This window comes from Demequina litoralis (assembly GCF_030418455.1).
Lineage (GTDB): Bacteria > Actinomycetota > Actinomycetes > Actinomycetales > Demequinaceae > Demequina > Demequina litoralis.
Genome location: NZ_JAUHPW010000002.1, coordinates 136,279 through 157,546, shown reverse-complemented (window position 1 = coordinate 157,546; position 21,268 = coordinate 136,279). Strand labels below are relative to the sequence as shown.

Here is a 21,268-nt window from a genome sequence, read left to right as displayed (position 1 = left end):
GGAGTTTTCGTCATGGACATCGCCATCGTGGGACGTCACACCAAGGTCTCCGAGGACATGCGGCAGAGGATCTTCGAGAAGATGGAGAAGGTCGAGGCCCTGGCCCCTCGCGCGACCCGCGCGGACATCCATGTGGTCCATGAGAGGAATCCCAAGCACGCCAACGACCGCGAGCGCGTCGAGATCACGGTGCGCGGACGCGGAGTCGTGCGCGCCGAGGCGGCGGCCGAGGACCGGTTCGTCGCGCTCGACGGCGCGATGCAGAAGCTGGTCGAGCAGCTGCGCAAGCTCCACGAGCGCAAGGCTCACCGTCACCAGGGCAAGAGCGGGCTCCACACGGTGCCCGCGCCCGTGCCGGTCGAGGACGACGTGGACGACCGCGCGACCAGCGTCGAGGCGTGGGAGGGTGCGCCGGAGGGCTCGCACCGCGAGATCCCGATCGACGGCACGCCGATCATCATCCGTTCCAAGACCCACGCGGCGACGCCGATGACGGTCGCGGACGCGCTCGACCAGATGGAGCTGGTCGGCCACGACTTCTTCCTCTTCCACGACGTCGACTCCGGGCTCGCGTCCGCGGTGTACCGCCGACGTGGCTGGACCTACGGCGTGATCCATCTCGAGCAGGCGGCGGCCGAGGAGTCCCGCGAGACCGCCTGATCCCTGTCGCGGCGGGGCTGCTACCGGCTAGATTTCCCGGGTGCAGCCCCGCCACTTCATGTCCGTCGTCGTCGCCGCGACCCTGTGGGGCACCGGCGGGCTCCTCGGGACGCTGCTCGCGGAGCGCAGCGACGTCCCTCCGGCCTCCGTCGCGATGTGGCGCATGCTCATCGCGGGCGTGGTGCTCACCGCCTGGCTGGCGGCGCGCCGGTCGGTCGGGCTGAGGCGCCTCGACCGCGCGGCGGTGGTGCGCATCGTCGCGACCGGCGCCCTCACCGCGGTCTTCGAGGTCCTCTACTTCACCGGCATCGCGCTCGCGGGCGTCGGCCTGTCGACCCTCGTCACCATCGGCTCCGCGCCCGTGTGGGTCGCGCTATGGGACTGGTGGCGCCACCGGGACCGGCCCGACGGCCGTCGCGTCCTCGCGCTCGTGCTGGCGCTCGGCGGCCTCGCGCTGCTGCTCGGCTCGTCGCTGTCCGCCGGGGACCGCGCGCTCCTCGGTGTGGGCGTGGCGCTCGTGGCCGGCGCCTCGTTCGCGGGCGTGACCGTGGTCAACCGGACCCCGGTGCCCGGGCTCGGCGCGGCCCGGCTCACGGCGCTGTCGTTCACCGCGGGCGGGCTGCTGCTCGTGCCGGTCGCGCTGGTGCTCGGCTGGGGCGCGCCGTCCGGGGCCGCCTCGTGGGGGATCGCCGCCGCGCTCGGGATCGGCTCGACCGCGCTCGCGTACCTCGCCTACCTGTCGGGCCTCGCGACCGTGCCGCCGTTCGTCGCCACGATCGTGAGCCTGCTGGAGCCGCTCGTCGCGGCCGTCCTCGGGGCGCTCGTGCTGGCCGAGCGGCTCGGCTGGAGCGGGGTCGCCGGCGGCGCGGTCCTCGCGAGCGCCGTCGTGCTGTTGCGCCCTCAGCGAGACGAGCCGGAGAGCATCCATTGACCGCCTACGATGGTCGGGGACTCAACAGGCTTTCGAGGAGCGCAACGTGGCTGTGATCGACCGCATCATCCGTATGGGCGAGGGGCGCGAGCTCCGCCGTCTCCAGAAGGTGGTGACCCTCACCAACGCCCTCGAGGAGGCGTACGAGGCGATGTCGGACGACGAGCTCCGCGCGCTCACGGACGAGTTCCGGGAGCGCCGCGAGGGCGGCGAGAGCCTCGACGCGCTCATGCCCGAGGCGTTCGCGGCGGTCCGCGAGGCCTCGCGCCGCACGCTCGGCATGCGCCACTTCGACGTCCAGCTCATGGGCGGCGGCGCGCTCCACCACGGCAACATCGCCGAGATGAAGACCGGCGAGGGCAAGACCCTCGTCGCGACCCTGCCCGCGTACCTCAACGCGCTCGACGGCAAGGGCGTCCACATCGTCACCGTCAACGACTACCTGGCGAGCTACCAGTCGGACCTCATGGGCCGCGTGTTCCGCTTCCTGGGCCTGACGACGGGCTGCATCGTCGCCAACCAGTCGCCCGAGGTGCGCCGCCAGCAGTACCTGGCGGACATCACGTACGGCACGAACAACGAGTTCGGCTTCGACCACCTGCGCGACAACATGGCCCTCGACCCGTCGCAGCTGGTCCAGCGCGGCTACCACTACGCGATCGTCGACGAGGTCGACTCGATCCTCATCGACGAGGCCCGCACCCCGCTCATCGTGTCGGGCCCCGCCTCCGGCGACAACAACCGCTGGTACGTCGAGTTCGCCCGTCTCGCCAAGGAGATGGAGGTCGACGTCGACTACGAGGTCGAGGAGAAGAAGCGCGCGGTCGGCATCCTCGAGCCCGGCATCGACAAGATCGAGGCGGCGCTCGGCATCGAGAACCTCTACGACCCCGCCAACACGCCCCTCATCGGCTTCCTCAACAACGCGATCAAGGCCAAGGAGCTGTTCCGCCGCGACCGCGACTACGTGGTCCAGGGCGGCGAGGTCGACATCGTCGACGAGCACACGGGCCGCCTCCTCAAAGGCCGCCGCTACTCCGAGGGCCTCCACCAGGCCATCGAGGCCAAGGAGCGCGTGCCGATCAAGGCGGAGAACCAGACCTACGCGTCGATCACGCTCCAGAACTACTTCCGTCAGTACGAGAAGATCGCCGGCATGACGGGTACCGCCCAGACCGAGGCGGCCGAGCTGAACTCGACGTACGGCATGGGCGTCATCCCGATCCCGACGAACCGGCCGATGATCCGCGCCGACCAGTCCGACCTGCTCTACAAGTCGCAGAAGGCCAAGCTCACGGCCGTGATCGAGGACATCCTCGAGCGCAACGAGTCCGGTCAGCCGGTGCTCGTCGGCACCGTCTCGGTCGAGAAGTCCGAGACCCTGTCGCAGGAGCTGCGCAAGCACGGCATCGCGCACACGGTCCTCAACGCGAAGCACCACGAGAAGGAGGCGGCGATCGTCGCCGAGGCGGGCCGCAAGGGCGCCGTCACCGTCGCCACCAACATGGCCGGCCGAGGCACCGACATCATGCTCGGCGGCAACCCCGAGTTCCGCGCCGTCGCGGAGATGCAGGAGCGCGGCCTCGACCCCAACGAGAGCCCCGAGGAGTACGAGAAGGTCTGGAAGGACGTCTTCGCCGCGGCGAAGGCGGACGTCGAGACCGAGCGCGAGGAGGTGCTCGCGGCGGGCGGCCTGTACGTGCTCGGCACCGAGCGCCACGAGTCGCGCCGCATCGATAACCAGCTCCGCGGCCGCTCGGGCCGTCAGGGCGACCCGGGTGAGAGCCGCTTCTACCTCTCGCTCGAGGACGACCTCATGCGGATGTTCCAGTCGGGCCTCGCGGCGTCGGTGATGAACTCGTCGGCCCTGCCCGACGACATGCCCATCGAGTCCAAGGTGCTCACGCGCGGCGTGCAGAGCGCGCAGGCGCAGATCGAGGGTCGCAACCACGAGATCCGCAAGAACATCCTCAAGTACGACGACGTCCTCAACTCGCAGCGCAAGATCATCTTCACCGAGCGCCGCCGCGTGCTCGACGGCGAGGACATGCACGAGCAGATGGAGGGCTTCGTCGCCGACGTGGTGCGCGCCTACGTCCGCTCGGCCACCCTCGTGGGCTCGCCCGACGACTGGGACCTCGAGGCGCTGTGGAAGGACCTCCGTTCGGTGTACCCGGTGTCGATCGACATCGACGAGGTCATCGAGGAGGCCGGCGACCTGTCCGGCCTGTCGACCGCGTTCCTCGAGCGGGAGCTGGTCGCCGATGCGAAGTTCCAGTACGAGTTCGTCGAGAACAAGCTCGGAGGCGACGTGATGCGCCAGGTCGAGCGCCAGGTGCTGCTCCAGGTGCTCGACTTCAAGTGGCGCGAGCACCTCTACGAGATGGACTACCTCAAGGAGGGCATCGGCCTGCGCGCGATGGGACAGCGCGACCCGCTGATCGAGTACCAGCGCGAGGGCTTCCAGCTCTTCGAGGCGATGTCCGACGCGATCAAGGAGCAGGCCGTCTCCATCCTCTACCGCGTGGAGAAGAAGGAGGCGCCCGCGCCGCAGGCGCCGGTGACCGCGGACTCCGCGGCCGCGACCGCCCAGCAGGCCGGGGCGGCGCCCGCCCAGCGGCTCGCCGGCGGCGGCGCCGCGACGGCGGCCGGACCCGCGGGCCAGCGCATGGTCGCGACCCCGGCCACGGGCTCGGCGGGCGGGCCCGTGCAGGCGCGCATGGGCGCCCTGACCTTCTCGGGTCCGGCGCAGGACGGCTCCGGCACCGCCAAGGTGGCCGCGCCCGCGCAGGCCGGCGGCCCCAAGCCGTGGGACGACGGCCGCGTCTTCGAGGGTGCGGGCAAGAACTCGCCGTGCCCGTGCGGCTCGGGTCGCAAGTACAAGATGTGCCACGGCAAGAACGAGGAGGGCGCGGAGCTGTAGGGCCCGCGCGACCCGGCGACGAGGGCGGCACCCACGGGTGCCGCCCTCGCGCGCGTCCCGGCCCGGACGCGTCAGCCGATGTCGAGGACGGTGATGACCCACCGTCCCGCGCGGTCCTCGAGCCGGATCGCGACCGCATGGGACATGCCGGCGATCTTCGCGACCGCGGCGATCTCGGCCGCATCCCGCGAGACACGACAGGCCCGCGCGCGCAGGATGCGCGCGTTCGTGCCGCCGCCCCGCCCCGCCCGCCGGGCGAGGGAGTGCTGGCGCGCGAGGCGCTCGCGCACCTCCGGGGTGACCCAGCGCAGCAGCGTGTCGAGGCCGTCGCCGCCGTGCACCACCTCGATCGCGGTGAGCGCGACCGTGCACGCGAGCGGCGTCGGGTCGCCCAGCGTCGCGCGCGCCCGGCCGTACACGTCGCGCCGCTCGGGCCGCGGCGACCACGCGGGCTCGGCGCTCATCGCGCGTCCCCGGCGAGCCCGTCGGGGACGGCCAGGCGCAGCCCCGGATGGATGAAGCCCGGGTCGGCGCCGACGGCGGCGCGGTTGTGCGCGTACAGGCGCGGCCACGCGGCGGCGATCTCCGCGACGGTCGCCTCCGGGCCGAGCACGTGCGCGGTGATGGACCACAGCGACTCGCCGGGCACGACCACGTGGGTGGGCGCGGCGGCCTCCGTGCGCGGCGCTGGCTCGTCGGCCGCCGGGACGATGCGCGCCGGGCTGGGCGTGCGGGTCGCCGGGGCCCAGGGGACGGCCTCCGAGGGCGGTGCCGCGGGCAGCCATCCGGCCGCGGGCGGCGGCTCGTCGGCGTGCGCCGCGCCCGCCCCGAGCAGCGCCGCGGCCAGGCCCGCCGCCGTGGCGCGCGCCGCCCTGCCCGTCCACGCGGGGGCCGCCGCGCCGCGGGCCTGCGCCGCGAGGGCGGCGGTCACCTCGACGAGGAAGCGCAGCGCCACCCCGGCGGCGGCGATGCCGGCGACCGCGAGCACCGCATCCGCGGCGGTCCATACGCGCCAGTCGACGGTGGCGGAGGTGCGCCAGGCGATCCACGCGGCACCCCCGGCAAGGGCGGTGGCGGCGAGCGCAGCCGCGGCGGTGAGCGCGCCCGCGGGCGCCGACGCGCCGGCGGCCGTCGCCCGTGGCGGCCTTGCCGGCGCACCCGGTCGCCGCATCGTCCCCGTGCCCGGTGGACGCGCGCCCGGTGGACGCGCGCCCGGTGGACGCGTGCCCGCCGAGCCCGGCCACCCCACCGTCCTCGCCCCCGCCGTCCGCGCGGACCCCCGCATCGTCCTCGCCGTGCCACCCATCATCAACCCCCATTGGATGTCGTTTGATGCTGTTTGATATCTCCTGATGTAGTCGGTGGCGTCCGGTTTGTCCACCCGGGATTCCTGCCTGTGGACGCGGCGGCTAGCGTGGCGGCATGCGCTGGGAGCTGCTGTTCGCCGACCTCGAGTCGAGGCTGGACGCCGAGGAGCGTGCCGATGTCGACGCCGAGATCGCGGAGCGGACGCGCGACGAGCGGGCGGCCGTCGTCCTCGCCGGGCGGCTGGCGGCCCATGCCGGGCTGCCGGCCAGCGTCGTCCTCCGCGGTGGCGGCCGCGCGGTCGGCACGGTCGCGGACGTCGCCGGCACGTGGGTGCTGCTCGACGCCCCCGACGGTCAGGCCGTGGTGCCGCTGGACGCGGTCGCGGCGATCGACGGCCTGGGGCACGCGTCCGCGCCGCTCACCGAGGTGCGCCGGCGGCTGAGCGTGGCGTCCGCGCTGCGCGAGCTCGCCGAGGCGGGGCTGCCGGTCCGCGTCGAGACGGACGGCGGCGCGTGGCGGGGGGTCATCGTCTCCGTGGGGGCCGACCACCTCGACCTGGCCGTGGACAGCACGATGCGGGCGGTCCCGCTCGGCGCCGTGGTCGCGGTGCGCACCGGCTGACGGTCAGCGCCCGTCGCGCTCCTTGAGGTGCTCTCGCGCCAGCGCGTACTGGCGCGCGATGTACGCCTCGAGCTCGCTCTCCTCGACGCGCCATTGGCCGCGCCCGCCCACCTGGATCGCCGGCAGGTCCCCCGACCGGACGAGCGCATACGCCTGCTGAGGGGAGACGTTGAGGATCTCCTGGACGTCGCTCAGCTTGAGGAACCGCGGTGGCACCCGGCCATTGTGACACGCCGCCGCCGCGTGCGCCCGCTGTCCACAGCCCTTCCCGTGAGGGGCGCGCACCAGGCATGATGTCCTCAACCGGCGGCTGTGGGGGGTGCCGATGGGCGACGAGGTTCAGGCGGTGGCGGCGCGGATGCGGCCGCCCGGGTGGCGCGATCCGCGCCTCGTGGTGGGCGTCCTGCTCATCGTGGTCGCGGTGGTGGGGGTGGCCGCGTCGCTGCGGGCCGCCGACCGCACGTCCCCCGTGTACGCGGCCGCCGGGGCGCTCGCACCGGGCACGGTGCTCGAGGAGAGCGACCTCGTCGTCGCGCACGTACGGGTGGGGCAGGGCTACCTCGCGGCGCCCGCGGACGCGCCGTTCGGTCGCGTGCTCACGCGCGCGGTCGGGGAGGGCGAGCTGGTGCCCGCCAGCGCCGTCGCGGCGCGCGAGGACTTCGACGGACGGCCCGTCGCGGTGACCGCATCGTCGCCCGTCGCCGACGGCGTGGAGGCCGGGGCGCTCGTCGACGTGTGGGTGACGCCCGAGGACGGGTCGTCGACCCGGGTGGGGGAGTCGCTGCCGGTGTCCGCGGTGGAGCGCGAGGAGGGATCCTTCGGGCTCGGCGGCGAGACCGTCTACGTGGTGGTGCCCGAGGACCGGGTGGGCGCCCTCCTCGACGCGCTCGCGACGGCGGCGGAGGTCGCGGTCGTGGGGATCGGGTGACCGCGCCGCTCGGGGTCGTCGTCGCGGTGCGCGGCGACGGCGAGGCGGCCGTGGTCGCGGAGATCGACGCCCATCCCGGGCTCGCGGTCGTGCGCCGATGCGCGGACCTCGCGGAGGCCGTGGCCGTCGCGCGTGCCGGGCTCGGCTCCGTCGTCGTGCTGTCGGAGCAGCCCCACCTCGACGCCGACGCGGTCGCGGCGATCCGGGCGGCCGGCGCGGGCCTCGTGGGGGTGGCGGACGGCGCCGCGCCGCGGCTCGAGGCGCTCGGCATCCCGCCGGCCCGCGGGAGCCTCGCGGACGCGGTGCTCGCCGCCGTGGCGCGGCCCGCACCCGACTTCGCACCGCCGCCCGAACGCGGCGGCGGTGCCGTGATCGCGGTGTGGGGCACCGGCGGGGCGCCGGGGCGGACCACGGTCGCCGTCAACCTCGCGGCCGAGGCGGCCCTCGCGGGGCATCGCACCGTCCTCGTCGACCTCGACACCGCGGGAGCGTCGGTGGCGACCGCGCTGGGGCTCGCGGACGAGGCGCCGGGCATCGCGGCGGTCGCGCGCGCGGCGGCCCGCGGCGAGGACGCGGCCTCCCTGCTGGAGCGGCACCTGCTCGACGTGGCGTCGCGGCTGAGGGTCGTGACGGGCCTCACGCGCGCGGCGCGCTGGCCCGAGGTGACCGCTCCCGGCCTCGAGCGGCTGTGGCCCGCGCTGCGGGCGGCCGCGGAGGTCGTGGTGCTCGACCTCGCCGCCCCCGCGGAGGCGGCGGTGGGCCACGGCGCCGGACCGCGCCGCGACGGCGCCACGCTCGCCGGGCTCGCGGAGGCCGACGTCGTCGTCGCGGTCGGAGGAGCGGAGCCGCACCAGCTGGTGCGGCTCGTGCACGCGCTGCTGGACCTCGAGGGGCCGCCGCCGGTGGTGGCGGTCAACCGGATCCGCGCCTCGGTCGCCGGCACCCGGCCCGAGGACGCGATCGCGGCCGCGCTCGGACGTCACGCGGGGGTCACCGAGGTGTGGCCGCTGCCGTGGGACCTCAGGGCCTGCGACGCGGCCGCACGGGACGGACGCACGCTCGCCGAGGCGGCGCCGCGGTCGCCGCTGAGGAGGGCGATCGCGTCGATGGCGGACGTGGTGATCGCCGCCGCGCGCGCCGCGCGTGACGCGCCCGCGACGGTGACAGACTGAAGCCATGCGCGTGTACATCCCCGCCACCGTCGACGACCTCCCTCGCTGCGCGGACGGGCTGTGGGAGCCGCCGCTCGCCTACGCCGTGACCGAGCGCCTGCTCGCGATCGTCGACTCCGACGACGCGGACGAGCTCGCGGAGATCGCGCGCGACGTCGCCGCACGTGCGTCGGTCGTCGACGTCGGCTCGCCGCTCAGGGTGGTCGTCGTCGCCGAGCTCACGCGGGCCGAATGCGAGGCCGACCCGGATCTGCACCCCGCCGCCGTGCGCGTGCAGGGGCGCATCCCCGCCTCCGCGATCGCGTGCGCCTTCGTCGACGAGCCCGGCGCGGCCGACGACGTCCGGGAGGCCCGCGGCGGCGACGAGGACGCGCTCGACGCGCTCGAGGAGCGCGACCTGCTCTGGTACGACGCCTCGGAGCTCGCCCACCTCAAGCCGGCCTGACGACTCCCCCTGACAAGAGTGACCAGTGTGACGTGAACGGCCGGGTCGGCTTCGCACGCTCCGCGCTCGAGTCCCACCTGTCACAAGTGTCATTGGCAGTCGTCAGGCGAGGCGGCGGAGCACCTCGTCGTGCAGCAGCCCGTTCGTGACGAGCGCGTTGCCGCCATGCGGGCCCGGGGTGCCGTCGACGCCGGTGAAGCGGCCGCCGGCCTCCTCGACGATCGGCACGAGCGCCGCCATGTCGTACAGCGCGAGCTCCGGCTCGGACGCGATGTCCACGGCCCCCTCGGCGACCATCATGTAGCTCCAGAAGTCGCCGTAGCCGCGCGTGCGCCACACGTCGCGCATGAGGTCCATGAACGGCGCGAGCCGCCCGCAGGCCTCCCACTCGGCGAGGTCGGAGTAGGACAGGGAGGCCTCGGCGAGGTCGCTCACGTCGGAGACGTGGAGGCGCCGCGCGGTCGCCTCCGACGCCCCGAGCCACGCCCCCTGGCCGCGCGCGGCGAACCAGCGCCGGTGCAGCGCCGGCGCGCTCACCACGCCCACGACCACGTCGTCGCCGTCGAGCAGCGAGATGAGCGTCGCCCACACGGGCACGTCGCGGATGAAGTTCTTGGTGCCGTCGATCGGGTCGACCACCCAGCGCCGCGCCGACTCGCCCGTGGTGCCGTACTCCTCGCCCACGAACGCGTCGGCGGGCCGGTGCTGCGCGATGAGATCGCGCGCGAGCCGCTCCGCCGCGCGGTCGACCGCCGTCACGGGCGTGTCGTCGGGCTTGGTCTCGACCGTGAGGTCCCCGGTCGCGAAGTTCGCGAGCGTGAGGCGGTCCGCCTCGTCGGCGATCGCGAGGGCGAGCAGCAGGTCGTCGGCGTAGGGGGCGTCCGTCATGGCTTCAACCTACCGGGGACGATGCGCGGGTGGCCCGGCGCCCCGCCCCGACAGTGCGCGGGGCGAGGTCAGTACTGGTCGCCGGCCGCGCGCGAGGCCAGCAGGCGGCGGATCGAGTCGACGCGCGCGTGGCGCTCCGGCACCTCGCCCGCCCACGCGTCGAGCTCGCAGCCGGCCTCGGCGGACTCGTGCGTGCAGCCGCGAGGGCATCGCTCGTCGGCCGCGGCCGCGACGTCCGGGAAGGCGAGGATGAAGTGCTCGGGGTCGACGTGCGCGAGCCCGAAGGAGCGCACGCCGGGAGTGTCGACGATGCGGCCGCCGGTCGGGACCTCGTACAGCACCGCCGAGGTCGAGGTGTGGCGGCCGCGGCCCGTGACGTCGTTGACCACGCCCACCGCGCGGCCCGCGTCGGGCACCAGCGCGTTGACGAGGGTCGACTTGCCCACGCCCGAGTAGCCGACGAGCACCGTGGTCGCGCCCCCGAGCGACTCGCGCAGCTCGACGAAGCCCGGGTCCTCCTCGGGTCCGCCCGCGCGCCGGACCGACGTCTCGAGCACCCGCACGCCCAGCGGCTCGTACGCGCCGCGAAGCTCGGAGGCGTCCGCGAGGTCCGCCTTGGTGAGCACGAGCACCGCCTCCATGCCCGCGTCGAACGCCGCCACGAGGCAGCGGTCGATCATGCGCGGGTTGGGCTCGGGATCCGCGAGCGCGGTGACGATCGCGAGCTGCTCGGCGTTGGCGACGATCACCCGCTCGGTCGTGTCGGTGTCGTCGGCGGTGCGGCGCAGCGCGGTCGCCCGCGGCTCGCGGCGGACGATGCGCGCGAGCGTGTCCGGACGGCCCGACGTGTCGCCCACCACACCGACGCGGTCGCCGATGACGAGGCCGCGCCGGCCCAGCTCGCGGGCCTTGACCGCGGTGATCACCGCATCGTCCATCCGCACGGTGTAGCGGCCGCGGTCGACGCCGATCACGACGCCCGGCTCGGCCTCCTCGTGCGCGGGGCGCACCTTGGTCCGCGGGCGCGAGCCCCGCCGGCTGGGGCGGACGCGCGCGTCGGACTCGTCGTAGCGGCTCCAGTCGCTCACGTGGGGTCCGGCATCGCAGGCATGCGCCCAGCCTACCGAGGGCTTCGCGCCGGGCACGGCGCGCGGCCGCGTCCTACGCTCGGAGGGAGGCGAAGGGAAGCGTCATGGGCGACGTGCTGAGGGTGGCGGTGGTGGGGGCCGGCGGCTGGGGCGCGCAGCATGCGCGCATCTTCTCGAGGCGCCGGGACACGGAGCTGGTCGGCATCGCGGGGCGCGACCCGGGCCGCACCGCGGCGCGGGCGGCCGCGTTCGACACCACGCCGTACACCGACCTCGACACGATGCTCGACGAGGCGCGCCCCGACCTCGTGACGGTGTGCCTGCCCAACGAGGCGCACTTCGAGCCCACGCTCCACCTGCTGCGCCGCGACGTGCCGCTGCTCGTCGAGAAGCCGCTCGTGTTCTCGCTGGACGAGGCGGACAAGCTGCTCGCCGAGGCCGCATCGCGCGGGCTGTTCTTCGCGATCAACCTCAACCACCGCTTCGCGGAGCCGGTGGCGCGCGCCAAGGCCGCCATCGACGCGGGCGAGCTCGGCGACGTGGTGTTCGCGACGTGGCGCTTCGGCGGCGAGCCGAACTTCGGCACCAGCCCGCACGCCAACCTCATCGAGACGCAGGTCCACGGCATCGACATGCTCGAGCACCTGTGCGGCCCGATCGACAGCGTCGCCGCCCAGATGACGGACATGACGCGCCCCGGGACGTACACGACGCTCGCGGTCGCCCTGCGGTTCTCGAGCGGCGCGGTGGGCAGCCTCGTGGGCACGTACGACTCGTCGTACGCGTACCCCGGCACGCACCTCGTCGAGGTCAACGGCACGAGGGGGCGCCTCCTCATCGAGGACACCGTCAAGCGGCTCACCGTCTCGGCCGCCGGCGACCCGACGCGGCGCGTGTGGGAGGCCGGCTACTTCGACGACGAGGCCCGCACCTTCGAGTACACGTTCGACCGGCACGTCGAGCGGCTCCTCGGGGCCTTCCGTGCCGGCGAGGAGCCGCCCGTCCATGCGCGCGAGGGCAGGCGGGCGCTCGCGCTCGCACACGCGATCATCCGCTCGTTCGAGGAGGGCGCGCGGGTCGCCGTGTGAGCGCCGCTCAGCCGTCCAGGCCGAGCATCCCGCGCCACAGGGCGGGGAAGCCGGGCATGGTCTTCGCCGTGGTGCCCACGTTCACGACCCGGAGGTCCGGCACCGCGAGGCCGATGATGGCCGCGAAGGTCGCCATCCGGTGGTCGTGGTAGGTCTCCATGGCCGCGCCCGTGAGGCCCGCGGGCGGTATCCCGCCGAACTCCAGCGCGTCGTCGTCGGCGACGCAGCGGCCGCCGACGCGCCCGACCTCGGCCGCGATCGCCGCGAGCCTGTCGGTCTCGTGGCCGCGGAGGTGCCCGATCCCGGTGAGCCGCGAGGGTCCGTCCGCGAGCGCGCACAGCGCGGCGATGGTCGGGGTGATCTCGCCCGCGGGGGACAGGTCCGCGTCGATGCCGTGGACGGTGCCGTCGCCGACGACGGTCATCACGTCGCCCTCGAGGGTGCAGGCGGCGCCCATCCGGGTGAGCAGCTCGGGGTAGTACGCGCCCGGCTGCGTGGTGACGGCGGGCCACCCCGGGATGCGCACCGTGCCGCCGGCGACCAGTGCGGCCGCCATGAACGGGCCCGCGTTGGACAGGTCCGGCTCCACGCGCACGTCGCCGGGCCGGATCTCGCCGGGATGCACGATCCACGTGCGCTCGTCGGGCTGGTCCACGCGGATGCCCGCCGCGCGCAGCGCCTCGCACGTCATGTCGATGTGCGGCAGGCTCGGCAGCGTCTCGCCGGTGTGGCGCACGGTGAGGCCGTCGTCGAGGCGCGGCGCGGTGAGCAGCAGCCCGGTGACGAACTGGGAGGACGACGACGCGTCGACCTCGACCACGTCCGGCACCTCCTCGGGCGGGGTGACGGTGAAGGGCAGCGTGCCGCGGCCGTCGTCGTCGACGGTGGCGCCCAGCAGGCGCAGCGCGTCGAGCAGCGGGCCCATGGGGCGCACGCGCGCGCCCTCGTCGCCGTCGAAGCTCACGGGGCCGTCGGCGAGCAGCACCATCGGCGGCACGAACCGCATCACGGTGCCCGCGAGGCCGCAGTCGACGTGCGCGCCGCCGCGGATCGGGCCGGGCGTCACGCACCACTCGTCGCCCGCATCGTCCACCTCGACGCCCAGCCCGCGCAGCGCGCCGATCATGAGGTCGGAGTCCCGCGACCGCAGCCCGCCGGTGACGGTCACCGGTTCCGCGGCGAGCGCCGCGAGGACCAGGTAGCGGTTGGTGAGCGACTTGGAGCCGGGCACGGACACCGTCGCGTCGAGGGGACGATGCGCGACGGGCGCGTCCCACGCCTCGCCGGGGCCGGTACCGGAGGGGAGGGCGCCGCTCACGCGGCGCGCTTCTTGGAGCCGGCGGCCTTGAGGGCCGCCTTGGCCTCCTTCTCCTTCTCCTTGGCCTCCGCGGCCTTCTCCTTGGCCTTCGCCTTCCTCGCCTTCTTACGGTCGATGTGGCGCTGGCTGTGGCCGGCCGTCGCCGCCAGCAGCACGCCGCCGACGAGCGAGAGGTTCTTGAGGAACTGCTCCAGCTCCTCCTCCTTGCGCGTCTCGTCCTCCTCCTTCCAGAAGGGATGGGCGAGCGCCGCGGTGGCGCCGGCGAGGCCGGCGAGGCCCAGCGCCGCGGCGCGCGGGCTGCGGGACAGCGCCAGCGCGGCGGCGAGGGCGACGGAGGCGGCGCCGTGGACCTTCACCAGGTCGACGGTCTTCACCTCCTCGAGACCCAGCTCCTTGAGGGCGGGCTCGACGGTGGGGGCGACGCGCGCGGCGCGCGTCTCGGGCTCAAGGTAGCTCTGGACGCCTCCGTAGACGAACCACGAGGCGAGCAGCGGCCTGGCAAGTGCACGCAACATGCCTCCTACGCTACCAAGCGAGGCGCTTCGCGTCAGGGGCGGGAATGATGTCGGCGGCGATGCCGTTACCGACCGATGTGACGACCACTGTGGAGAGGCCCGCGGCGTCGCGTGCACCGGCACGACGGCGCACCGCTGTACGCTCGCAACCGATGACCGACGCAGCAGAGTTCGACTTCGAGACCGAGGCGCTGTCCTACATGGACCAGCTCTACGCCGCAGCGCTGCGCATGACGCGCAACGGCGCGGACGCGGAGGACCTCGTCCAGGAGACCTTCGCGAAGGCGTTCGCGGCCCAGGACAAGTTCACGCCCGGCACCAACCTCAAGGCGTGGCTGTACCGCATCCAGACGAACGCGTTCATCAACAGCTACCGCAAGAAGCAGCGCGAGCCCAAGCGCTCGGACGCCGACACGGTCGAGGACTGGCAGCTGGCGGCGGCCGCCGAGCACACGTCGAGCGGGCTGGCCTCGGCCGAGCAGACCGCCCTCGACTCGCTCGGCGACGACGAGGTCCGGCGCGCGCTGTCGGAGCTGTCGGACGACTTCCGCATGGCCGTCTACCTCTCCGACGTGGAGGGGTTCGCCTACAAGGAGATCGCGGAGATCATGGACACCCCGGTGGGGACCGTGATGTCGCGGCTGCACCGTGGCCGCAAGCTCCTGCGAGAGAAGCTTCGGGACTACGCCGCCGAGCGTGGTCTCTACGAGAGGACCCCGGTGAAGAAGGACAAGGACGGGGGTGCGTGCCGTGCCTAAGCCGGAGTGCGAGGAGGCGCTCGACCGCCTCTTCGAGTACATCGATCACGAGCTGCCCGAGGATGAGATCCATCAGATCGGGGAGCACCTCAAGCAGTGCGCGCCGTGCGAGGCGGAGCACAAGATCAACGAGAAGATCAAGCGGCTGGTCAACAGGACCGGCCACGATGTCGCGCCCGAGGACCTCCGCGCGCGCATCCTCACGACCATCCGCGCGACCCGGCCGGACGGCGCCACCTAGCGTCGCCCGCCCGCGCATCGTCCCCGCGCCCGACGGGCCGGAGACGACAGAAGCCGCATCGGCCAGGCCGATGCGGCTTCTTCTCGTATCCGGGTGGAACGGCTCAGGCGTTGGGCCGCTTGCCGTGGTTGGCGCCACCCTTCGCGCGCGACTTGCGCTTACGGCCTCGCTTGCTCACAACGTTCCCCTTTCTGGACGCGAAACAAAGACCCCCTATCCTCCCACATCTGAGGACCTCGTCACACCGGGGGTCCCGTCTGCAGCGGTTGGCGCTACGCTCCCCCTCAAGCCGCCCAATTCGGATGCCGATGGAGGAACCGTGAGCGATCAGCCCCAGTCAGTCATCCCGTTCCTGCACGCGCTTGCCTCGACGGGCGGCTCCGACCTGCACTGCAAGGTGGGCTCCGCGCCCCGCGTGCGCGTCGACGGCCGCCTCCGGAAGCTCCAGGTGCCGCCGCTGACCGCCGCGGACACGCAGCACATGGTGGCGCAGGTGCTGCCCGAGGACCTGGTGCCCGCGTTCCGCGACACCCACGAGGCGGACTTCGCGTTCTCGCTGTCGGGCGTGGGCCGCTTCCGCGTCAACGCGTACGTCGCGCGCGGCACCGAGGGCCTGGTGTTCCGCCGCGTCGCGGTGGGCGCACAGAGCTTCGACGAGCTGGGCCTGCCGGGGGTCATCGCGGACCTCGCGCTCGAGCCGCGCGGGCTCGTGCTCGTCACCGGCCCGACGGGATCCGGCAAGACCACGACCCTGGCGTCGATGATCGACCTCATCAACTCGTACCGCGAGGTCAACATCGTCACGATCGAGGACCCCATCGAGGTGCTCCACCAGGACAAGAAGGCGATCATCTCGCAGCGCGAGGTGCGCTCCGACACCCTCGACTTCACGTCCGCGCTGCGCGCCGCGATGCGTCAGGACCCCGACGTCATCATGGTCGGCGAGATGCGTGACATCGAGACCGTGCGCGCAGCCCTGTCCGCGGCGGAGACCGGCCACCTGGTCCTCGCGACCCTCCACACGGTCGACGCGCAGGACACCATCAACCGCATCGTCGACTTCTTCACCCCGCACGAGCAGAACCAGGTCCGCGCGACGCTCGCGCAGACGCTGCGCGGCATCGTCTCCCAGCGTCTCGTGCGCCGCGGCGACGGCACCGGCCGCACGCTCGTCGCGGAGGTCATGGTCAACACGGGGCGCACCGCCGAGGCGATCATCGACCCGTCGAGCCAGCCGCCCATCCTCGACCTCATCTCCGAGGGCGAGTACTACAAGATGCAGACCTTCGACCAGCACCTCTTCCAGCTGGTCCGGGACAACGTGGTCGCGCTCGACGACGCCGTCGCGATCGCGTCCCGGCCCCACGACCTCCTGGTCGAGCTGCGCGGCGCGGGCGTGGTCGACTAGCAGCCGTCACGTACGAGGGGCCGGCACCCGGGTGGGTGTCGGCCCCTCGTGCGTCCCCGCCCGCGTGGCGCGCGCTTCCCGCCCGCGTGGCGCGCGCTTCCCGCCCGCCGGGCGCGCGCCGCCCGGTGCGGAGCGCTCGGCCCGTCGCCGCATCCCCGTGAGGCGCGCTCGGGCTCTTCGCCGTATCCCGGCGAGGCGCGCTCGCGTGCATGTCGTGTTCGCGTATTTCAGGAATCGCTTGAACAGCTCCGCCGGTGGGACGGTCCTGCTGCCCGCGGTGACGGCCCGCTGCGGGCGTGTTCACGCCTGAGGTGAAATACGCGGACACGAAGTGCGCGCCTGCGCCCTGACACGCCGACGTCCCGACACCTTCGCCCCGCCAGGTGCGCGGAGCGAGGCGCGAGGCGCGAACTGCGAGGTGCCGACCCCCTGTCACATGCGTCACATGTGTCATTGGGAATCGGGGTGGGGCGTCCTCAGTTGCCTGGCGGCTCGATCCCGAGCCACGAGTGCCAGCGCGAGTGCAGCACCAGCCACGCCATGAGGCCGTAACCGGCCTGCAGAGGAAGCGAGTCGTGGCCCGTGGCCATGTCCGCGGCCCACTGCTCGTGGCGCGCGAGCGGGCCGTACATGTCGATGTAGCCGACGCCGCGGCGTGAGGCCGCGTCCTCGCACACCGCCGCGAGCTCCGCGATCCGCGGGTTGTCCGCTTCCGCGCCCGGAGGAGGACCCGCGATGAGCGTCTCGAAGCCGAGCGCGTGCGCGCGGTCGAGGAAGTTGGCGATGTTCAGCCGTGTCATCGTGGGGGAGACCCCGCGGTGGACGTCGTGGCGGCCGATCGCGAACAGCACGTGGTTCGCCTCGGGCTCGGTGCGCAGGGTGCGCCGCAGCGCCTCCTCGTCCCATCGGCTGGTGAGTTCGCCGGTGGTCTCGTGCGGCACGGCGAGCGTGTGGAAGGCGAGGTCGGGCGCGAGGGGGAGGGTGCGCGCCGCGACGCGCCCCGCCCACCCCAGCGCCTTGGGGTCGCCGTGGCCGGCCACGAGCTCGTCGCCGACGAGGAAGACGTTCCTCATCGGGTGAAGGCCCGGGTCACCAGCTCCGACTGCTCGGCCGCGTGGCGCGACGCGAGACCCGAGGCGGGCGACGCGGACGCCGGACGGGACACGACCCCGACGGTGGTACCGACGACCTGCGGCAGGCTCAGCGACATGCGCGACCACGCTCCCTGGTTGAGAGGCTCCTCCTGGACCCACATGAGCTCGGCGCCGTCGAACGGGGCGAGGGCCTCGCGGATGGCGTCGTGCGCGAGCGGGTACAGCTGCTCAAGTCGCACGATAGCGGTCGTGGTGTCCCCGGTGCGGTCCCGCTCCGCGACGAGGTCGTAGTAGACCTTGCCCGCGCACAACAGGACGCGGTCGACGGACGCCGGATCCACCGCATCGTCCCCGATGACCTCCCGGAACGTGCCGGTGGTGAAGTCCTCGACCGACGACTGCGCCGCGCGCAGGCGGAGCATCGACTTCGGCGTGAAGACCACGAGCGGCTTGCGCGGGCGGTTGTACGCCTGGCGGCGCAGCAGGTGGAAGTAGCTGGCCGGGGTCGACGGCATGGCGGCGATCATGTTCTCCTCGCCGCACATCTGCAGGAAGCGCTCGACGCGCGCCGAGGAGTGGTCGGGGCCCTGGCCCTCGAAGCCGTGCGGCAGCAGCAGCACGACGGACGAGGACTGGCCCCACTTCTGCTCGGCGGACGAGATGAACTCGTCGATGATGGTCTGCGCGCCGTTGACGAAGTCGCCGAACTGCGCCTCCCACAGCACGAGCGCGTCGGGGCGCTCGACCGAGTAGCCGTACTCGAAGCCCAGCACGCCGTACTCCGACAGCGGGGAGTCGAAGATGTGCAGGCGGCCCTGGTCCGAGGACAGGTACAGCAGCGGCGTCCACTCCGAGCCGGTGTTGCGGTCGTGGTAGACCGCGTGGCGCTGGACGAACGTGCCGCGGCGCGAGTCCTGGCCCGAGACGCGGACGGGGACGCCCTCCTGCAGCAGCGTGCCGAAGGCGAGGATCTCGCCGTAGCCCCAGTCGATGCCGCCCTCGCGGCTCATCGTCTCGCGGCGCTCGAGCAGCTTCTCGAGCTTGGGATGCACCGAGAAGCCCTCGGGCGGGCGCACGTGGGCGCGTCCGATCCGCTCGATCTGGCTCGCCGACACGGACGTCTTCCAGCCGACCATGACGCCCGCGTCCGAGGACTGCGAGGACGGCAGCTCGAGGCCCGAGATCGACTCGGCGTCCGAGGCGGGCTTGTAGCCCTCGCGGGTCTCGATGAAGACGCGCTCGAGCTGGGCGAGGTAGTCCTTCGAGACCGACTCGGCCTCCTCGGTGGTGATGTCCCCGCGGCGGATGAGCGCCTCGGTGTAGAGGTGGCGCACCGAGCGCTTGCCCTCGATGAGGTCGTACATGCGCGGCTGCGTCATCGACGGGTCGTCGCCCTCGTTGTGGCCGCGACGGCGGTAGCAGACCATGTCGACGATGACGTCGCGCCCGAACCGCTCGCGGTACTCGAACGCGAGCCGCGCGGCTCGCACGCACGCCTCCGGGTCGTCGCCGTTGACGTGGAAGATCGGGATCTGGAAGCCCTTGGCGATGTCGGTGCAGTACCGGGTCGACCGCGAGCTCTCCGGACCGGTGGTGAATCCGACCTGGTTGTTGATGATGACGTGCACGGTGCCGCCGGTGCGGTAGCCCTTGAGCAGCGCCATGTTGAGCGTCTCGAGCACCACGCCCTGGCCCGCGAAGGCTGCGTCGCCGTGGACGAGCACCGGGAGCACGGGGTAGCCGTCGGTCGCCGGGTCCGCGCCGAGCGCGTCCAGCTTGGCGCGCACGATGCCCTCGAGGACGGGGTCGACCGCCTCGAGGTGCGACGGGTTCGCCGCGAGGTAGACGCGCGTGGTGGCGCCCGACTCGGCGGTGAAGGTGCCCTCCGTGCCGAGGTGGTACTTGACGTCGCCCGAGCCCTGCACCGAGCCGGGCACCGCGGTGCCCTCGAACTCGGAGAAGATCTGGCCGTAGCTCTTGCCCGCGAGGTTCGCGAGCACGTTGAGGCGGCCGCGGTGGGCCATGCCGATGCAGACCTCGTGCACGCCGGACTCCGCCGCCGCGCTCATGACGGAGTCGAGCAGCGGGATGAGCGACTCGCCTCCCTCGAGCGAGAAGCGCTTCTGGCCGACGAACTTGGTCTGGAGGAACGCCTCGAAGGCCTCCGCCGCGTTGAGGCGATGGAGGATGCGCAGGTGCTCCTCGCGGGTGGGCTTGGTGTAGCCGTGCTCGAGGCGGTCCTGGAAGAACGAGCGTTGCTCGCGGTCCGCGATGTGCATGTACTCGAGGCCGATGGTGCGGCAGTAGGCGTCGCGCAGGCGGCTCAGCACCGTCCGCATCTTCCACGAGCCCTGGCCGGCGAAGCCGCCGGTCTCGTACGTGCGGTCGAGGTCCCACAGCGTGAGGCCGTGGGTCTGGACGTCGAGGTCGGGGTGCTTGCGCGGGCGCGAGCTCAGCGGGTCGACGTCGGCCATGAGGTGGCCGCGCGAGCGGTACGCGTGGATGAGCTCCGCGATGCGCGCCGGCTTCGCGGCCTCGATCGCGGGGTCCGTCGTGGTGTCCTGGATCCAGCGGACGGGCTCGTACGGGACCCGCATCGAGGAGAAGACGCGGTCGTAGAAGCCGTCGAGGCCCAGCAGCTTGCGGTGCACGATGCCGAGGAACTCGCCCGACTGCGCGCCCTGGATGACGCGGTGGTCGTAGGTCGAGGTGACCGTCATGACCTTGGACACGCCGAGACGGGCGACCGTCTCCTCCGCGGCGCCGAGGAACTCGGCGGGGTAGTCCATCGAGCCCACGCCGATGATCGCGCCCTGGCCGTCCATGAGGCGCGGCACCGAGTGGACCGTGCCGAGGGTGCCCGGGTTGGTGAGCGTGAGGGTCGTGCCCTGGAAGTCGGCGGCCTGGAGCGCGCCGTTGCGGGCGCGGCGGACCACGTCCTCGTAGGCGGACCAGAACTCGGCGAAGTCCATGCGGTCCGCGCCCTTGATGGACGGGACGAGCAGCTGGCGCGAGCCGTCCGGGCGCGCGAGGTCGATCGCGAGTCCCAGGTTGACCGAGGCGGGCGTCCGGACGGCCGGCTTGCCGTCCTCCTCGGTGTAGGCGGCGTTCATCGCGGGGAACTCCGCGAGCGACTCGACGATCGCGAAGCCGATGAGGTGCGTGAACGACACCTTGCCGCCGCGGGTGCGCGCGAGGTGGTTGTTGACCACGACGCGGTTGTCCATGAGCAGCTTCGCCGGCACGGTGCGGACCGAGGTCGCGGTCGGCACCGCGAGGCTCGCCTCCATATTCTGCACGACGCGCGCGGCGGGGCCGCGGAGGCGCTCGACGCCCTGCTGCACGTCCTTGGTGGCGACCGGTGTGAACTCCGGGCGCTGCAGGTAGGCGGCGGTGGGGGCCTGGGCGGTCGCGATCGGCTGGGTAGCGGTGGGGTCCGCCTCGTCGGACGATGCGGCGGCCGGGGCGGCCGGGACGGCCGGGACCGATGCGGCGGGCTCCGCTGCTGCGGGCGACGGGGTATCGGCCGCGGGCCGGGTCGTCGGAGCCGGGGCATCGGCGCGCTGCGCGGGCGGCGGCGGCGGGGGCGGAGGCGGCACGGCCGCGGCGCTCACCGTCGGCATCGGCTGGGTCGGGGGCTGGGGGATCGAGGACTGCCCGGTACCAGGGGTCTCCTGGCGCGTCGAGGAGTCGCCCGGCGTCGCATCGGCCCCGTGCTCGCCGCCCAGGATGAGCGACGCAACGGACGGGGCACCTGCTGCACGGGCGACGGAGACGCGGTCGGTGTCGGGCGCGGAGGTGTCTGGGGACACGGTTGTGGCCGCTCGCTTTCTTGGCGCATCAGCGTCGATGGTGATCTGTGCTTCCTATCATCGTCCTACA

Annotated in this window: 21 protein-coding genes; 11 read left to right on the top strand and 10 right to left on the bottom strand. The window is 73.3% G+C overall.

The genetic code is table 11. From position 1 onward, the window contains the following. Positions 1 to 12: 12 nt before the first annotated feature. The 3 genes from hpf to secA are packed head-to-tail and all read left to right on the top strand — an operon-like array spanning position 13 to position 4,514. Positions 13 to 660, top strand: coding sequence for a ribosome hibernation-promoting factor, HPF/YfiA family (hpf, locus tag QQX09_RS03385; RefSeq protein WP_301131318.1), 648 nt, complete (start codon positions 13 to 15; stop codon positions 658 to 660). A 40-nt stretch (positions 661 to 700) separates the two neighbouring features. Further along, a complete protein-coding gene (locus QQX09_RS03380; RefSeq protein ID WP_301131316.1) occupies positions 701 to 1,591 on the top strand; it encodes a DMT family transporter in 891 nt (296 codons plus the stop codon). Positions 1,592 to 1,637: 46 nt separating this feature from the next. After that, complete coding sequence (gene secA / locus QQX09_RS03375) at positions 1,638 to 4,514, top strand: preprotein translocase subunit SecA (RefSeq protein WP_301131315.1); 2,877 nt, start codon at positions 1,638 to 1,640, stop codon at positions 4,512 to 4,514. A gap of 71 nt (positions 4,515 to 4,585) precedes the next feature. Here secA and QQX09_RS03370 read toward each other — a convergent pair whose 3' ends face one another. Together QQX09_RS03370 and QQX09_RS03365 are read right to left on the bottom strand one after the other, a co-directional pair. Then, the gene (locus QQX09_RS03370) at positions 4,586 to 4,978 is read right to left on the bottom strand and encodes an Rv3235 family protein (protein ID WP_301131314.1); all 393 of its coding nucleotides are present in this window, start codon (positions 4,976 to 4,978) and stop codon (positions 4,586 to 4,588) included. Continuing rightward, complete coding sequence (locus QQX09_RS03365) at positions 4,975 to 5,685, bottom strand: LysM peptidoglycan-binding domain-containing protein (protein ID WP_301131313.1); 711 nt, start codon at positions 5,683 to 5,685, stop codon at positions 4,975 to 4,977. The genes QQX09_RS03370 and QQX09_RS03365 overlap by 4 nt, the downstream gene beginning before the upstream one ends. A 251-nt stretch (positions 5,686 to 5,936) precedes the next feature. Here QQX09_RS03365 and QQX09_RS03360 point away from each other — a divergent pair, with 251 nt between their 5' ends. After that, the gene (locus QQX09_RS03360; protein ID WP_301131312.1) at positions 5,937 to 6,443 is read left to right on the top strand and encodes a hypothetical protein; all 507 of its coding nucleotides are present in this window, start codon (positions 5,937 to 5,939) and stop codon (positions 6,441 to 6,443) included. A gap of 3 nt (positions 6,444 to 6,446) precedes the next feature. Here the strand turns inward: QQX09_RS03360 and QQX09_RS03355 are convergent, their stop codons facing one another. Then, positions 6,447 to 6,659, bottom strand: coding sequence for a helix-turn-helix domain-containing protein (locus QQX09_RS03355; RefSeq protein ID WP_301131311.1), 213 nt, complete (start codon positions 6,657 to 6,659; stop codon positions 6,447 to 6,449). Positions 6,660 to 6,768: 109 nt separating this feature from the next. Between QQX09_RS03355 and QQX09_RS03350 the strand changes: the two genes are divergently transcribed. The 3 genes from QQX09_RS03350 to QQX09_RS03340 are packed head-to-tail and all read left to right on the top strand — an operon-like array spanning position 6,769 to position 8,988. Then, positions 6,769 to 7,371, top strand: coding sequence for an SAF domain-containing protein (locus QQX09_RS03350; RefSeq protein ID WP_301131310.1), 603 nt, complete (start codon positions 6,769 to 6,771; stop codon positions 7,369 to 7,371). Then, positions 7,368 to 8,543: a CpaE/TadZ family protein gene (locus QQX09_RS03345; RefSeq protein WP_301131308.1), complete on the top strand. Its 1,176-nt coding sequence runs from the start codon at positions 7,368 to 7,370 to the stop codon at positions 8,541 to 8,543. The genes QQX09_RS03350 and QQX09_RS03345 overlap by 4 nt, the downstream gene beginning before the upstream one ends. 4 nt (positions 8,544 to 8,547) lie before the next feature. After that, positions 8,548 to 8,988: a DUF6912 family protein gene (locus QQX09_RS03340; RefSeq protein ID WP_301131307.1), complete on the top strand. Its 441-nt coding sequence runs from the start codon at positions 8,548 to 8,550 to the stop codon at positions 8,986 to 8,988. A gap of 102 nt (positions 8,989 to 9,090) precedes the next feature. On the opposite strand, the gene hisN is transcribed toward QQX09_RS03340, so the two are convergent. Together hisN and rsgA are read right to left on the bottom strand one after the other, a co-directional pair. Further along, positions 9,091 to 9,876: a histidinol-phosphatase gene (hisN, locus tag QQX09_RS03335; protein WP_301131305.1), complete on the bottom strand. Its 786-nt coding sequence runs from the start codon at positions 9,874 to 9,876 to the stop codon at positions 9,091 to 9,093. Between the two features lie 68 nt (positions 9,877 to 9,944). Next, positions 9,945 to 10,964: a ribosome small subunit-dependent GTPase A gene (gene rsgA, locus QQX09_RS03330; protein WP_301131304.1), complete on the bottom strand. Its 1,020-nt coding sequence runs from the start codon at positions 10,962 to 10,964 to the stop codon at positions 9,945 to 9,947. A gap of 104 nt (positions 10,965 to 11,068) precedes the next feature. Between rsgA and QQX09_RS03325 the strand changes: the two genes are divergently transcribed. Then, entirely contained in the window at positions 11,069 to 12,052 is a 984-nt protein-coding gene (locus QQX09_RS03325) for a Gfo/Idh/MocA family protein (protein WP_301131303.1), read from the top strand. Positions 12,053 to 12,059: 7 nt separating this feature from the next. Here QQX09_RS03325 and aroA read toward each other — a convergent pair whose 3' ends face one another. Next, a complete protein-coding gene (gene aroA, locus QQX09_RS03320; RefSeq protein ID WP_301131302.1) occupies positions 12,060 to 13,370 on the bottom strand; it encodes a 3-phosphoshikimate 1-carboxyvinyltransferase in 1,311 nt (436 codons plus the stop codon). Next, positions 13,367 to 13,885, bottom strand: coding sequence for a hypothetical protein (locus QQX09_RS03315; RefSeq protein ID WP_301131301.1), 519 nt, complete (start codon positions 13,883 to 13,885; stop codon positions 13,367 to 13,369). Before QQX09_RS03315 ends, aroA begins: the two co-directional genes overlap by 4 nt. A 152-nt stretch (positions 13,886 to 14,037) precedes the next feature. On the opposite strand from QQX09_RS03315, the gene QQX09_RS03310 reads away from it, so the two are divergent. After that, on the top strand, positions 14,038 to 14,643 hold the full coding sequence (locus QQX09_RS03310) for a sigma-70 family RNA polymerase sigma factor (RefSeq protein WP_301131299.1): 606 nt from the start codon (positions 14,038 to 14,040) through the stop codon (positions 14,641 to 14,643). Beyond that, positions 14,636 to 14,884, top strand: coding sequence for a mycothiol system anti-sigma-R factor (rsrA, locus tag QQX09_RS03305; RefSeq protein ID WP_301131298.1), 249 nt, complete (start codon positions 14,636 to 14,638; stop codon positions 14,882 to 14,884). The genes QQX09_RS03310 and rsrA overlap by 8 nt, the downstream gene beginning before the upstream one ends. Before the next feature lie 103 nt (positions 14,885 to 14,987). Here rsrA and QQX09_RS14285 read toward each other — a convergent pair whose 3' ends face one another. Further along, a complete protein-coding gene (locus QQX09_RS14285; RefSeq protein WP_416812274.1) occupies positions 14,988 to 15,062 on the bottom strand; it encodes a 50S ribosomal protein bL37 in 75 nt (24 codons plus the stop codon). Positions 15,063 to 15,203: 141 nt separating this feature from the next. On the opposite strand from QQX09_RS14285, the gene QQX09_RS03300 reads away from it, so the two are divergent. Further along, a complete protein-coding gene (locus tag QQX09_RS03300) occupies positions 15,204 to 16,292 on the top strand; it encodes a type IV pilus twitching motility protein PilT (protein WP_301131297.1) in 1,089 nt (362 codons plus the stop codon). A 476-nt stretch (positions 16,293 to 16,768) separates the two neighbouring features. Here QQX09_RS03300 and QQX09_RS03295 read toward each other — a convergent pair whose 3' ends face one another. Then, complete coding sequence (locus QQX09_RS03295; RefSeq protein ID WP_301131296.1) at positions 16,769 to 17,365, bottom strand: GDSL-type esterase/lipase family protein; 597 nt, start codon at positions 17,363 to 17,365, stop codon at positions 16,769 to 16,771. Continuing rightward, the gene (locus QQX09_RS03290) at positions 17,362 to 21,117 is read right to left on the bottom strand and encodes a multifunctional oxoglutarate decarboxylase/oxoglutarate dehydrogenase thiamine pyrophosphate-binding subunit/dihydrolipoyllysine-residue succinyltransferase subunit (RefSeq protein ID WP_436969043.1); all 3,756 of its coding nucleotides are present in this window, start codon (positions 21,115 to 21,117) and stop codon (positions 17,362 to 17,364) included. The genes QQX09_RS03295 and QQX09_RS03290 overlap by 4 nt, the downstream gene beginning before the upstream one ends. Between the last annotated feature and the right edge of the window lie 151 nt (positions 21,118 to 21,268).